The sequence below is a fragment of the Sulfuracidifex tepidarius genome, from assembly GCF_008326425.1.
In the GTDB taxonomy this organism is placed as follows: Archaea; Thermoproteota; Thermoprotei_A; order Sulfolobales; family Sulfolobaceae; genus Sulfuracidifex; species Sulfuracidifex tepidarius.
Genome location: NZ_AP018929.1, coordinates 1,859,639 through 1,874,142 on the forward strand (window position 1 = coordinate 1,859,639; position 14,504 = coordinate 1,874,142).

General features: G+C 43.4%; 11 protein-coding genes and 1 pseudogene. 8 read left to right on the top strand and 4 right to left on the bottom strand.

What is annotated here, in order from left to right; all coding sequences use genetic code 11:
* Positions 1 to 21 precede the first annotated feature (21 nt).
* Positions 22 to 720, top strand: coding sequence for an ABC transporter ATP-binding protein (locus tag IC007_RS09700; RefSeq protein WP_197736436.1), 699 nt, complete (start codon positions 22 to 24; stop codon positions 718 to 720).
* Positions 717 to 2,339, top strand: a complete 1,623-nt coding sequence (locus tag IC007_RS09705; protein ID WP_054846838.1) for an ABC transporter permease subunit — start codon at positions 717 to 719, stop codon at positions 2,337 to 2,339. Before IC007_RS09700 ends, IC007_RS09705 begins: the two co-directional genes overlap by 4 nt.
* On the opposite strand, the gene IC007_RS09710 is transcribed toward IC007_RS09705, so the two are convergent.
* Entirely contained in the window at positions 2,340 to 2,651 is a 312-nt protein-coding gene (locus IC007_RS09710) for a hypothetical protein (RefSeq protein ID WP_156303868.1), read from the bottom strand. It abuts the gene before it with no gap.
* A 444-nt stretch (positions 2,652 to 3,095) separates the two neighbouring features.
* Between IC007_RS09710 and IC007_RS09715 the strand changes: the two genes are divergently transcribed.
* The 6 genes and pseudogenes from IC007_RS09715 to IC007_RS09740 all read left to right on the top strand — a co-directional run bounded on the left by IC007_RS09715 (position 3,096) and on the right by IC007_RS09740 (position 9,062).
* A complete protein-coding gene (locus tag IC007_RS09715) occupies positions 3,096 to 3,902 on the top strand; it encodes a hypothetical protein (RefSeq protein WP_054846840.1) in 807 nt (268 codons plus the stop codon).
* A gap of 59 nt (positions 3,903 to 3,961) precedes the next feature.
* Positions 3,962 to 4,291 carry a DsrE family protein gene (locus IC007_RS09720; protein WP_054846841.1) on the top strand — a complete coding sequence of 110 codons (330 nt, stop codon included), beginning with the start codon at positions 3,962 to 3,964 and terminating at the stop codon, positions 4,289 to 4,291.
* A gap of 104 nt (positions 4,292 to 4,395) precedes the next feature.
* Positions 4,396 to 4,686 (top strand): hypothetical protein, encoded by a 291-nt coding sequence (locus IC007_RS09725; RefSeq protein ID WP_054846842.1) that lies wholly within the window; start codon positions 4,396 to 4,398, stop codon positions 4,684 to 4,686.
* 245 nt (positions 4,687 to 4,931) lie between these two features.
* The gene (locus tag IC007_RS09730; protein WP_149528680.1) at positions 4,932 to 6,014 is read left to right on the top strand and encodes a tetratricopeptide repeat protein; all 1,083 of its coding nucleotides are present in this window, start codon (positions 4,932 to 4,934) and stop codon (positions 6,012 to 6,014) included.
* 331 nt (positions 6,015 to 6,345) lie between these two features.
* The gene (locus IC007_RS09735) at positions 6,346 to 7,671 is read left to right on the top strand and encodes a dihydrolipoyl dehydrogenase (protein ID WP_149528681.1); all 1,326 of its coding nucleotides are present in this window, start codon (positions 6,346 to 6,348) and stop codon (positions 7,669 to 7,671) included.
* 143 nt (positions 7,672 to 7,814) lie between these two features.
* Positions 7,815 to 9,062 (top strand): annotated as a pseudogene (locus IC007_RS09740) (RNA-guided endonuclease InsQ/TnpB family protein).
* A gap of 233 nt (positions 9,063 to 9,295) precedes the next feature.
* On the opposite strand, the gene IC007_RS09745 reads toward IC007_RS09740, so the two are convergent.
* From IC007_RS09745 to IC007_RS09755, 3 genes are all read right to left on the bottom strand, one after another.
* Positions 9,296 to 12,721 carry an MMPL family transporter gene (locus IC007_RS09745; protein ID WP_149528682.1) on the bottom strand — a complete coding sequence of 1,142 codons (3,426 nt, stop codon included), beginning with the start codon at positions 12,719 to 12,721 and terminating at the stop codon, positions 9,296 to 9,298.
* A 219-nt stretch (positions 12,722 to 12,940) separates the two neighbouring features.
* The gene (locus tag IC007_RS09750) at positions 12,941 to 13,351 is read right to left on the bottom strand and encodes a hypothetical protein (RefSeq protein WP_054846765.1); all 411 of its coding nucleotides are present in this window, start codon (positions 13,349 to 13,351) and stop codon (positions 12,941 to 12,943) included.
* Positions 13,352 to 13,643: 292 nt separating this feature from the next.
* Positions 13,644 to 14,210 carry a DUF1404 domain-containing protein gene (locus IC007_RS09755; RefSeq protein WP_232048889.1) on the bottom strand — a complete coding sequence of 189 codons (567 nt, stop codon included), beginning with the start codon at positions 14,208 to 14,210 and terminating at the stop codon, positions 13,644 to 13,646.
* Between the last annotated feature and the right edge of the window lie 294 nt (positions 14,211 to 14,504).

Consider the following 14,504-nt stretch of genomic DNA (forward strand, 5'->3'; position numbering starts at 1 on the left):
AAGGTATTCCAGAATATAAACATTGATGTGCCTGAAAGGAAGTTCGTTTCTATTACAGGTCCTTCAGGCGTTGGCAAGTCTACCCTGCTTAGAAACCTTGGTGGTTTCATCACTCCTTCTGAGGGCGAAGTTCTACTTTTGGGAAAGAAAGTTGTGAAACCTACACCTAAGATTTCTCTAATTCATCAGTCCATAGTTACATTTCCGTGGATGACCGCTCTCGAGAATGTAGCCCTATCAGTGAAGAGCGTAAAGAAAGTCAGCCAAGCTGAGGCTGAGAAAGTCGCAAGGAAGATGCTGGAGCTAGTCGGTTTGAGGGGATTTGAGGATTTCTACCCCAAGGAAATGAGCGGTGGAATGAGGCAAAGGGTAGCCATAGCTAGAGCCTTGGCTGTAGACCCCATAGTCCTACTTATGGACGAGCCGTTCAGTCACCTAGACGAGCTTACCGCTGAAGGTCTCAGGAACGAGGTTTACAATATTCTCTTTAACGAGGAAAATAGCCTGAGTAGCGTGGTCATGGTATCGCATAACTTGAAGGAGATAGTGGAGCTTTCTGACATAGTTTACGTGATGAACGGGAGACCGGCGGAGATAGTCGGAGAGATCTACATTGACATTCCGAGACCTAGGAAAATGGATGATCCTAAGTTTGAGGAATACATGGACAAACTGTTCTCAATGCTTACTCCGATACCGGTGAAGGGTGAGAGGAAATGAACCCCGTGGTTCTAGCAACTCTAGGTACCATGGCAACCACGGGTAGAGTCTTAGGTCTGATCCTGTTTTCGATAGTGAGCGGTTGGCTTTTAGCTTACGCCAGCGTGAAAAGTAAACCCTTTGAGAACATCTACATACCTCTTATAGAGGTGTTAGAGTCCGTCCCAGTGTTTTCCTTCTTTCCTATAGTTCTCCTATTCTTCGTAACAGACATAGGAGGGCCGTTAGGCGTGGAATTAGCTGCTGACTTCCTCGTTTTCACCGCTGTAGTGTGGAACATATGGATGGGCGCTTATCAGGCATTCAAGACTGTACCGAATGAGATGCTTGAGGTGGCTGAGAACTATAAGATGGGTTTACTGGCTAGGTTGAAGAACGTTTATATACCTTTCTCCATTCCCAGGATAGCGACTAACCTGCTCCCCAGCTTCTCAGACGGTATGTTCTACATCACGGTGAGTGAGGTCTTCTCTGTGGGAGTTCACATCTATCAAACTTTCGGGATAGGAGCAGTCATCACGGACTTCATGAATGAGGGGAACTATAACTTGGTCGGGCTATCTCTCCTGGTACTGGGCATATTTACGACGGGGATAGTCCTGTTACTGAGGGAGTACTCAAATTACGCAGTGGCGAAGTACGGACTGGACAGCAACCTGCCTGTCTCTAGGAGAGGGAGAATACATTTCGGAAACTCTGCAAGGCTCATAAACACTCTTTCTAGCGCAAAGAGGTTATCAATATATACTAACAAGATACCATACCGTTCTGTCAAGGAAAAAGAGGACGAGTATTACATGGAAGAGAAGGGAAGGAAGTGGTTGAATTACGTCGGAGCTATGATAGGGCTTGTCCTCCTATTAGCCATAGTGTACGGGGCGTTCTCCGTGATCACTTCGGTTAGCGGTAGTACATGGTCGTATCTCTTATCTCAAGTCCCGTCAATTTTGGTAGGACTCGGATACGACTATTTGAGGGTAACCTTCATCACCGTGTTAGCGTTCCTACTCTCCATAACTTTAGGATACTACTTAGCTATTCACAATACTCTAGACAGGATATTCATACCTCTGATTCAAGCTTTCAGCGCTTTCCCTGCTCCTGCTTATTTCCCATTCCTGTTCGGCTTCCTTTACGGTTACACCAACGTGTTTGGTCCTTTCAAAGACGAGTTCTTCATAATACTCTTGGGTTTCATAAGCACGTTCTACTACGTGTTCTTCAGTTTCTGGATGGGAGTTAAGGCTTTACCCTCTGAGTACTGGGAGGTAATGCAGAATTACAACATGGGCTATTGGACCAAAATGAGGAAGATCATATTACCCGGTACTATGCCTTACCTTGTGGCAGGTATATCGTCTACAGTGAACAGCGCTTGGGGAGGACTTGCTATAGGGGAATACTGGCCTCAAATATACAACAATTACAACTTAATTGCCACGCACGGAGTTATGGCTATAATCGATAACGCTACCGCTACGGGGAATCTAGCGTTAGGATCATGGGCATCATTTATATTTGCAGTAGTGGTAGTGATATATGCTCTTCTCTTCACACGCAACCTCATGGAGATCGCTAGAAAGAAGTATATAGCTGAAGAAGGCATATATGCAGCCTAATCACTTGAATATGTAGGCAAATCCTCTATTACAGTTTCTAACTCTAAAATTAACCTCTCCATTTTTAACCTTCTCCTCTCTAACCATGATAACGTTGCCATCGAGCATTACGTTCGGTAATATATACATGCTTATTTTCTTGCCTTCTTCGTCTCTTATCCTGACCTGCACGGATTTGTCGAGTTCACAGAAGTAACATACCCTGTCATCAAGGTTTTTGAATTTCATTAGAACCTTCGCTACCGACCCCCCTTTGATCCTGGTATCAGTTCTCACTCTCCATTCCCTTACTCCCTTAACTACTTCCTTCACATTTTTTAATTGGTCTTTAACTTTAATCTTTGTAAGCACGTTTTCAGTGTTACTGCATATAGGGATAATGAACGAATCTGTATCATAAAGGACACATTTGATTGAGCTCATAACTAGGGTATCCTTCTCATGATCCATAACTATTTTAGTAGAGAAATTTAATACGTTCACCTTGTTTTCTATTAATATAAAGATATTATTTCTTCTTTTTATTACTCTATTGATTTCTAGAAAATTCAGCATATCTCTTTGTAGATCGTTACTATTCAAGCTTTTGTTCGCATAGATCTCGGCTAACTTCAAGCAGATGTGATCCATCTCTCTTTCATATTTACTAGCAACCTTTTTATATATTATTACCTCTTTTTTTTAAAAAGATAATATACTTAGTGAAAACTAAATACAGAAATAATTTTTTAATTTAACAGACTACCATATTTATGAATGTCGAAAGAGTGTAGGGAGATTAGGAAATGCGTTGAGGCCCTTTCGTCAGGTCAGAGATGCTCTGCAATAGGAATGAAGTTACTTAGGGATTTAGGAGTTGTGAAGGATAATCAACTATTTTCTGCTTACGAACTAGTCTTTTGTGAAACCGATCTCACAGTGCAAATAAACTCAGAAGGGGATACGACAAGGACATTCACCACTGTTGCAATACCTCTAAGAAGGATAGAGACAAGAGAACGTTCCTTCCATTACGTTAAGTTCTCGGAGGACGTCATAAAGAATGTAATTGACTCAATCAATATTCAAATCAAATCAAGAATAAGAAAAAATTATACAGTAGAAAGAAAAATTCTAAATCTAAAAGATGAAAGCGTTCTCATAAAATTAAACTTCAGATATTCTCCCCCACTAGAAGCAGGGGATGTGGAAGAATACCTTTACACTAAGACCGATATTCATCTACATCGGGTTTTCAGGGATGATGACGAAGAGGATACAGAAGAGGTTGAGGCTATAAGGATCTCTTATCCTACATGGTACGCTAGGATTCACATCAGATTTCCTCCCACGTATCCTTTAAATCCTTCTCCTCATGTAAAAGGTTCGTTTTCCTCTTCTTCGACTATGAATCTTGCGGACAACTATATAGACATGGACATACCCGTGAAGGTGGATAAGAGTCCGGATTACGTTGCCCTAACTTCGGAGATTTATAAACCACATTTCCCTGCTTCATATGCGATCACTTGGCTCATTCCGTCCAGGGATCAATTCTATAATTCAATGAAAAGAGGGACGTGATCGAAATATTACGTTAAATTAAAGAAAATTTTTTAATAAAAAATCATATATCTTAGAGCATGGCTAAGGTATTATTTCTTATATATTCTAAGGAGATGTTGGAAAGCGCTATTACAATAGCGCTGAACTCTTTCAAGAACAAGAGGTATGAAGATGTGAAAGTTATCTTTTTAGGGAATTCAGTAAGGAACTTGATATCCCTTGACGAGGAGTCATCAGTAAACTTGGAGGAACTGTCTAAAGTGGGAGTAGTCGATTCAGCCTGTTTTTACTCTGCTGATAAGGCAGGGGTAAAGGATGACATATTGGATAAGGGGATCACTTTAGCTCCAGTAGGAGAGAGGATAGCGAAATATGTGAACTCTGGATATGTCGTGATAACTTTCTAGAAAAAGTTAATGTTTTTCCCTCCTAAATGATCTATACTTAACTATTATAGACATCCAAGAGAATTTATCAAAAACTTAATAAGGCTAGAAGATATTAATAAAGTATGCTAGAGTACGTTCCTGATGTCGAAGACTGCGTGCAAGAGATGCTTGGGCTCCTGGGAGTAGAAAAGAAAACTGAAATTAATTTAGATTTTGTAGATAGTGTAGAAAAATATGTAGATCACTTCCTAAAGCTCAATTCTAAAGTTATTGCAATAGTTGTACATTCTACTAGGAAGGAAATAGCTGAAATAATAAAGAAAGAACTAAAAAGAATTAATCCTAAATCAGAGATATATGAATTCTATTCAATTAAAGTTGATCCTAAGAAAATGATAATACTATATAGTTAGTACTTGTAAAGACTTAGAGATCTAATAAATATTGTACATACGCGGGTTTCCTGGTTACCCTCTATACTTTTCTATATTGACTAGACTTCTTCATTTTCACTAGCAAGTCTAATTAGAGATGCATATTGCATATATGGAGAATGAAGGATTGTGATAGGAGGTGAAGTTAACATACTCTTAATTCATTGATAGCACGTTAATTTTAAACGTTATTAAGTTCACTTTACCATCTCAAAAGGGTCAACATGAAACAAGATGACGTGAAAGAAGGCGAGGCAGAGTCTATGATAGGTAAAGCCTTGGAACTCATTCACCAGGGTAAGACTAAGGAAGGTATAGAGATACTGATCCAAATATATAAGGCTAGAAAAGACGAGGACGCTCTTAGCCTCATCATGCAGTATTCTCCTGAGATGGTAAGAAATGCCGTTGGAGACGACGAGGCCGTATCAATTGCGCTTTATTTCGCTGACAACAAAAGGTACAATCTCTGTATGAAGATATTAGAGGAAATGGACAACGATCTGGGAACTGAGGCCAGGGTGAATTGCTTCCTTAAGGCGAACGAGATCAACTTAGCATGGAACGAAGTTCAGAAGTTCAGAGACCCTTCCATGAGGAAGGTAGGAGAAGGAATAATAAATTCCTGGTTAGGGAGAAGAGAAGAGGCCCAGAAGCTGTTCCAGGAGGCCCTCTCACTTGACGGAAGGAACCAGGAGGCGTTACTTAACTTGGCTATGCTTGCCATAGAGAAGGGGGACTACTTTGAATCAGTGAAGTACGTGGAGAGACTGGATGTCTTACCAGACGAGATAGCAACAGAGCTCTGTGAAAAGTTGAGCGACGGTAATTCTCTTCTTCGCGTTGCCGAGAAGTGGGCTAAAAATGAGCCAAATAGGGTCGAAGTTTCCCTGTGCTTGTCTAAGGCTTACGATTTACAAGGGAATTCCGAGAATGCAATAGAAATCCTTGAAGGAATAAAAGACTGGAGAGCTTCACTTTTCAAAGGGATTCTATTAGAGAAGCAAGGAAAACTGCAGGAATCATTGGACTCGCTCATGGCCGCAGATTCTCAATGCAAACATTCTCAGTCTGAGATAATTTTTGAGATCGCATTAGTTTCGTTCAAGCTAGGGGCCAAACACGCATTAGATAAGGCAAACGAGGCCCTTGAAATGGCAAGGAATTCTAAGAACGGAGTAATACAGGCCCTTGCGTGTGGACTAATTTACGTGATGACGGGAGAGTTGAGGTGCAGTAAAGGACTACTCTGCGCCAATAAGGACGTTGTAAAAAGGAAACTACCATCTTTGGATCTGGAATGTTAAGTGTAAAGGAACCTTATTTAAAAATGAGACATGATTTTTACTTAATTTATAGGCTAAATATAATATCTGTATGTGACTATTTTCCCTTCTCCTGCGTTAGTCATTCAACTCATATGTCTCGTCACCAAAGACTCACTCAACGTGGCATGGAACGATATCATTTTGTGATTATATATCTGTATTTAGATATAGATACAAGAATATGCATCCACGTCAAATTTTTACTATACAAATGAATGTTTGATCACGAGCACCTCTATTTAATCCATGTCTTACTTCAAGATGATTAATTGAAAGTAATATTTTTATTGTATCACTACACTGTTTTACTATGACAGACTATGATGTGATAGTCCTAGGAGCAGGCGGTGCGGGTTATACTGCGGCATTTGAAACCTCTAGAGCAGGGATGAAAGTGCTGATGTTAGACCCAAAATTCGTTCTGGGTGGAAACTGCCTATATGAGGGTTGCATACCATCTAAAACGTACTGGCTGGGAGCATCTCTCGCGAGGAGAGAGGAGAAGTTACCTTTCGTTCAGACAAAGGTCTCATTTGAGAAACTGGTAGACTGGAAAGACAGCGTTCAAGAACAGAGGTTCGTCCAGCACTCTCAAGAAGTCAAAGAACACGAAAACGTCACGTTCATGGGAGAGGCAGGAACTCTCCTTGATCAAAACCACGTTAAAGTGAAAGATAGGGTATTCAGCACTAAATACGTGGTCGTGGCTACAGGAGCGGAACCTTTAGTGCCTGATGGGTTCCAAGACGGAATCACCACGCATGATTTGTTGATGCCAAAAACTAAGGTGAGGAGCTTACCGGAAAGCTTGGCTATAGTTGGTGGAGGTTACATTGGACTGGAGATGTCATCTATCTTCTCGAAGCTCGGATCCAAGGTAACACTTTACGCCTCTCATCTGCTCAACGTATCTGTGGAGGTTCAAGACTTATTGGAGAAGAGACTGAAGGAGAACGGAGTTGAGATAGTGAAGGAAAGGGCGAAGCAGGTTAAGAAGGCTGACGGGGTGAAGTACGTCATCACAGAGAAGGGAGAGAGGAAGTACGAGGAAGTTTTGGTGGCGACCGGGAGAAGACCTAATGTGAAGGGGATAAACTTACCCTTGGGTAAGAGAGGAGAAATAGAGGTAACCCACGGGATGAGGTCCAAGGTAGATAACATATTCGCTCCAGGAGACATTAACGGTAAGTTCATGTTGTTCCACGTGGCTGTACTAGAGGGATGGGTGGCATCGCAGAACATAATTGAGGGAGGCAGGGAAGTAGTAGAGATGGACTACCACGCTGTTCCTTTTGCAGTGTACAGTGACCCGCAAGTGGCGTGGTCTGGGATGTGGAAAGAGGACGCGGTGAAGGCGGGTTATGAAGTTGAGGTCAGGAGGTTCGATCTGAGCAAGGACGCAAGGGCACAAATAGAAGGCGATGCTGAAGGATGGATAGACGTGGTTGTGGAAAAAGGAAGCCAGAGGATCCTCGGGGCACAAGTTGTCGGAAAGGACGCAGACCTCCTCATAGGGGAATTGTCTCTCGCTATAGGCCTGAGGATGACTACATACGAGATGGGAAGATTCAGTCAACCACATCCAACTCAGCTGGAGAACATTACTTCGCTTATGAGGAAGGCTATGTCTAGATGAGACTATAGCCTGATATCTCCTCATTATAAGCTATGTCTAGTTTATCTTCATAGGGGGTTCAAAGGGGGCGGAAGACCCCTTCCGTCAGGGAGGGGATGGATAGCCCCCTCATATTTAAATATCGGCCCTTCAAAAACCTCCTAATGCCTGACGTAGGATTCAGGTTTCGAGCTTACACAAATTCGCAAACGTTGAGGGCGTTAAAGGCCCAGTTGAGGGTGGCGTGTGAGGTGTAAAACACCCTGCGTTGGGCAGACTCCTATTTCTATCAAAGAGATGGGAAAGGTCTGAACCAAACCCAGTTGAGGCAACTCGCCTTGGACCTGAGGAAGCAGGACGGGGAGTATCAACAAATGCACTCTCATGCTCAGAACGTTGCGGATCGTTTCTACGAGGCTAGGGAGAGGTTCTTCAATGGATTAGCGCGTTTCCCCAAGGAGAAGCCCCACAGATGGTACTCCCTGGTCTATCAGAGCGGGTGGAAGGTGCTGAGCGTGAAGATAATCAGGAAGAATAGTAAAGAAGCGAGAACCACCCCAAGGAGTTGATGAAGTTGAGCCTCTCCCACCTGGGAGTCTTCAAGGTCCTCGTGCACAGGGACTCCCCCTCGATAAGGTAAAGAGGGTAATCGTGAAGTTGACCCCTCCGAGAGGGTCTACATCTCCTTCGCGGTCGATTACGAGTTCCCCAAGCTACCTAAGGTTAACAAGGTCATGGCACTGGACGTGGGCATCAAGACCCTCATCATGACGTCCGATGGGGAGTACTTCCCCAACATGAAGCCTTACGAGAAGGCGTTGTGGAAGGTGAGGCACCTACACCGAATCCTGTCCAGGAAGGTTTTCCTATCCAAGAACTGGTTCAAGGCGAAGGTCAAGTTAGCCGAGGCATACGAACACCTCAGGAACCTGAGGAAAGACACATCTACATGAGGCTGGGCAAACACTTCGCGAGGAACTACGACGTCGTGATGGAGGACATACAAGTCAAGGAGCTCGTGGACAAGTCCCCCAGGAAGTTGAGGCTCAGGCTCCACGACGTCGCCTTCCGCGAGTTGAAGAACACCTTGAAGTACCAGATGGAGAAGCACGGTAAGGCACTCCTCCTTGTGGACCCACCCTACACTTCCAAAACCTGCGCCAAATGCGGTTACGTGAGGGAAGACCTAACCCTCCGATAGGATCTTTTCCTGTCCACGATGCGGTTGGGTGACTGACCGTGATTACAACGCCTCCCTGAACATCTTGCGTAGATCGGGATCGGTGCGACCCTTAGATGTGGAGTTCCGCCCTCTACCGGTATCGGTACTGGCAAGGTGGAGCCGTGAATCAGGAAGCCCCGTCCGTAAGGGCGGGGTGAGTTCACTTAAAAGTCTTACAAGGGGCATATAAGTTATGTTATAATGGTTCCGAATAATATGAACAACTTTTTGATAAAAAATTCTATTATTGTCGTTGTTAATTTCATTGAGAAGAAATTAGATATGAGAAGAGGGAAACATTCCATTACTTTCAAGGGACATGTCTAGTTCTTTTTTAGATATTGAAGCACAGGAATAAGAAAAAGAGACTGACGGTTATGTAGAACTTCAAGTTCTAGGATCTTTTTAGAAAAACTTTCATGTTTACACGATCATCCTTGGCCTGCTCTTCAGCTTCTTGTAAACCAGTATCATTAAGGAAGGAGCTAAGTACCTCCATAGGAGGGTAGTCTCTAGGATTGCTGCTACAGCCAAAGCGAAACCTATCTCCTGAAGTATGGCAGCATGGACTAGCATCAGGGAGCCCAGAGTGCCTGCGAATATGAGGCCTAGGAAAGCTATGGTAGTCCCTATCCTCTTCACTGCAGTTTGCACAGCTTCTTCCATCCCCTCCCCTTTCTCAAGCTCCTCATGTATCCTGGCTGCTAAGAAGATGTTATAGTCCATTCCTATTCCTATTATGATTGCAACCAAGATCAGCGGTATTACAGCGAAGACCCCTGATGTCATGAAGACTATCCTCTCCACTCCTAGCGTTAGTGCAACTGCGGAGAGTATTGTGAATAGTATTATCCCGGCGATTGCGAACGACCGAGTTATCACAACTAAAATGATGTACATCGTGATCGATATGAGAGCTACTATCGTGAAGAAGTCCGACTTCACGAAGTTGAGTATGTTGTAAGAGTCAACAGGTCCTCCACCGACGTAACCGCTCTTTCCTATCTTCTCTATCACGTCGTGTACAACCTGGAAAGCCTGGTTAGAGAACGGAGGGTATTTCTGGTTAACTACGAAGAGCATGTAACCGTGGGATATGTATTGAGTGTAGTTATAGTCTTTCAAATTGCTCTGGTTAACCAGATATCCCTCAGGCGATACCGGGCTCTGGACTGCAGTGACCCCGGGTATTGAGGACAAGTTATGATAGATCTGATATGCACTCTGATAACTGAAGTTCCCGGGCACAACTACGCATATGGGGAACACGTTAGAGGTGGTGAGGGTCTGGCTCAGCAAGTTTATCCCTTCAGTTGCTTGGGATGGTGGTAAGAGACCCAGTATGTTGAAGGTCAACGGAGTGCCGATTGCTAACACTGCAGAGATAGCTACTAACCCTATCACTATTCCAGCCTTGACTCCAGCCTTGGAGTATTTACCCTTTACTTCTTTCTCTTTCTTCTCCACAATCTTCCTAGGGAAGAACAATTTGTCTCCCACCGCAGCTAAGACAGAAGGGAAGAGAGTGATCGAGGCGACCCATATGACCAGCACAGCCAACATTTCAGCTATCGCAGTGTCAGAGAAGAAAGGAACGTTATACACGTAGATGAAGAGGAAGGACAGCGCTACTACAAAGGCAGTTATGGTCACAGCTTTCCCTCCCCATTTCACCATCTCTATCACAGACTCCTTCTTGTCCAACCCTTTCTCTCTCTCCTCGATATACCTGCTAGCCATGAAGACTACGTAGTCAGTCCCGAGCCCCAAGGCCAGGAGCAGGACTTGGCTCGGGGTTAGGAAGTCCACAGTGATCCCCAGTATCTTGATGACCACTGCGTAGATGAGGTCTGACGCAGCCACATATGCAGCCATGTAAACCGTCAGTGGAACGAAGGCCGCTACTATACTCCTGAAATATACCCCGGTCAATATGATGGCGAGCGCTATTCCGACAGGTATAGCTATCGCGAATGCTGAGGATCCAATACCTCCTATTACGTGGGACACGGGCTTCCCTCCCGTGAGGTAGACCTTGCCGGTGAAAGACGGCATGTGGGACTCAACGTACTGCTGTATCTGCTGTGTTTCCTTGTAAGTGACGTTACCTCCTATTATCACTAAGAGGTAAGATCCATTGTAGAGCTGGTCTCTCAGTCTCTCTATCGGTTGGACCGGGAACTTACCTGAGGAGATAGACATCAACGCCAACTTCTCAGGTGAGATGTTATCTTTCACTCCCTGGAATAGATAATCCTGTAAAATCGTGGTGTTGACCGAAATGGTGGGAGACGAGTTCAAGAAAGAGTTAGCGACTAATTGGGAAGCCAGCTCCTCTGCATTTACACCTTGAGCTAACTCCTCTGCAAGTCCCTTAGGTGTAATGTTAGACTTCTCCAGAATTCCAGACAGCTTAGTGAGATGGGTCGACACGAGATAGGAGGTCAGGTTTTGAACGTTGTCGTTCTCTATGAGCGATACGTAAACCCAGGAGGGTATACCGTTCTTGTTCGACGCTTGTGACGCAAGGTATTGGATCAGCTGAGTGGAGTTGCTTGTCATTACTCTTTCGATTAGTGAAGGGGAAACGTTAGCAACTTTAGACAAGTAGTTCACTGCGAATTGACTAGGAGAGGAATTCAAGTCCTTATAGACCTCGTTGATGAAGGGGATTGCAGAAGAGTTGGCTTTCTCTTCAATTATCTGCGTTGCGATTCCGGTGAAGTTATCATCAGTTAAAGCCTCTTCCACGACAGATGAAGGTAGCCCGCTCTTCTCCTGAATTACGTGAATTGTCACGTTCAAAGGACTCTCGAATAAGAGAGCTTGCGCTATCTCCAAAGGAACATGGAATGTCTGATTAACGTAATTCGCGGTGAACTGCTGTATTAAAGTGGAGTTCTGGAAATTCTGCAGAGAGAACTCAGTGGCCAGGGAATACGAAAGTCCGTATTCCTTCGTCCCGTAGAAAGTCTCGTTAGTAGCTTTGGGGATCAGCCCGCTCGCGACGTACTCTGGGTTCCCTCCCTTGTAGCTTGAGTTCCACAGGAGGTCGAAGTTCCTAAAGTAGACCGACGCAGTACCGTTCAGTTTATAGTAAATTTCCTTGAAGGCTATGCCGTTGCTTACGGTCAAGTCGTGTGTCTGGTTAAATGCCTTCCCCCACACTTCAAGGAACTCGGCCACAGTCCCGAACTCTAACAGATTCAGTTTTGTAGCTGTAGAATTGATTAAAGTCTCATTTCCCTTCAGGTAAGTGAAACTGGTGTTCAGCTTCTCTCCCTCCTGATGGATCTGTTCGACTTTGTCAGAGGTGTTATAGATCACCGAGGAGAGGTTGACGAATTTGCCCTCTATCACAGGGATGGATTCGTTTAGTTTTTCTAGACTCTCCAACCCGTTCGTTAGGTTAGTGTACGCTGAATTCAGTTTTCCCTCTATCTTGACTTCACTGTTAGATATGTTCTGAAGGGCGAACTCTAAACTCCTGGTCCCGTTAATTCCCTTGTAGAAGGAGGAATTCAGTATCCCCTTTTCTATGGTGAAGAAATCTGATATACTAGCGTTCCCGTATTTAGTGAAATTAGCAAAGAACGTAGAATAGGCGCTCGTGTTGCCCTGAATGAAGAGGAGGGCTGAGGCGGAAGACGCTCCTCCTATGTGAAAGTACTTGGAGGTTATCTCTTGCGCTTGCTGGGCAGTGCTACCAGGAATTGAGATTGTGATCTGGTTTGAAACTGAGTTAAAGAAAAGGGAGGTGAAAGGTGCAGCTAGGATTACTACAACAATCCAAACCGCAATAACTACGTACCATTTGGAAGCCTCAAACTTTCCGAGTTTATCAAACATACTATGGGTGTATTATCCTGTTGGATAAAAGCGTTACCATAAGATATATCTTTATTTCTTGATAAACTTAGGTCATTGATAACTTTGTCCATAGATAAAAGATAAAAAGTTGAATAAAAGCTTTTCACGAATAGTCATCTGGAGCTGAATGCTATTTCTCTCAAGAAGATTTCCTGAAAAGAATAGAAAATAAAAAATAGTTCAAGGTCTTAAAACAGATTACTTTTGCTTCATTTCTTTTACATTTTCCTTGCTTATTTGTACGTCCTTTTCTAGGAACCAGATTACTAGAGTTGACGCCGCGAGGATTACGTCGAGTATCAGGGACGCATCTACGTAACCGTTGAATGGTAGTACCTTACCCACGAAAGGTGCTGGAAACAACCTAGACTCGGCAAGCAGTGCGAAGTCTATCACATAAAACGCAGTGATCAGTGGATACGTGTATCTCATTCCCAGGATCAGTAGAGCTGAAGCTAAGATCGCGAGTGAAGCCGTGAAACCGAAGAAAGTTTCATATATCATAGTGGCTGTGGGGTTCGGGAGTACTGCGTGGGTAAGGACTAGGTGAATTCCTGCCCATAGAGATGAGAGTATTGCCAAAACCCATCTAATTGCTATTGTGTTCATAATATCACACTTTCATCACTTCTATTTTCATGTATAAAGTGTCTTTTCCCAAATTGTCTGTTTAATATAACTGAAGAGGAACAGAGTTCAGACGTGATGAAAATTACTTGGGATTTAGTTTTAAACATATTTTCAGAAAATGAAGGTATTACTCGTTTCAAAAATTTTGTCTAGTTTGTGAAGATAAAGAAAAAAGCTGTCTAACTATGGTCTGATTTTATAGAATTTTAATTTTTAATTAAGAATATAATTAATTTCCTCACCCTTCATTCAGCTAACGTTTCTCCCTCATTCACATCATCTTGAATGTAGTCCTTAGGAAGTTAGCTATAGCTACCAGAAAGATTACGAACATGATGAAGAACATGGATAGCCCTGTCAGGAACTCTTGGGGTTCACTGAAGGGAGAGAAGGGATATACGAGGTTGGAATAGGGTGGCCACCCAGCTAACAGTATGATTGCCAACACGCTGTCTGCACCCATCCAAGCTATCAACAAGGAGAGCCTGATTCCGTTGTTTAAGGCATGGAGCGACCCTCCGGCGAGAATCCCTCCGATAATGAGGGTAGTGTCGTTCAACGCCCTGAAAACAGGGAAGGCGCCAGCAAGGGCGAAGAAGTAAGGCACATGCCAGAAGACGGCTAGAAATGCGCCACCCAGGATCGCATAAGAGGGAAGTTTCAGGATCTTATACGCCAGGAGGAACCCACCTATGAAGAGCGCATAGTGGCTCAGCATGAACACGAACTCCTGGTGGAACTCAACCGTCTCTGTGAAGGGGTTAACTGCTAATCCTATCAGAACTACTGGGGCTATGAAGTTTGAAATCTTCATTTGATCCCGATTCAGGACTTTCATAAGAATGATTAAGCCTTATGTGACTATAATAGTTTGCTAACCTCTAACAATTGGATAAGACAAGATTAATTAAATTAAATACGATAACTTGAATATCAAATTAATTAAAAATCATAAATACATTCTGAGTGATAAGTTGTTATATACTTTCGACATAGAGAAATTAACTGGCGTAAGTAAGTCAGGTTAAAACGATTAAGCCTTTTAAGATCTTCTAAATATACGTTATATTCTAGGAAATTTAGTTTCCTAGACTAAGCTAGTACTATAGAGAAGATTTCGTATTTCAAAAAG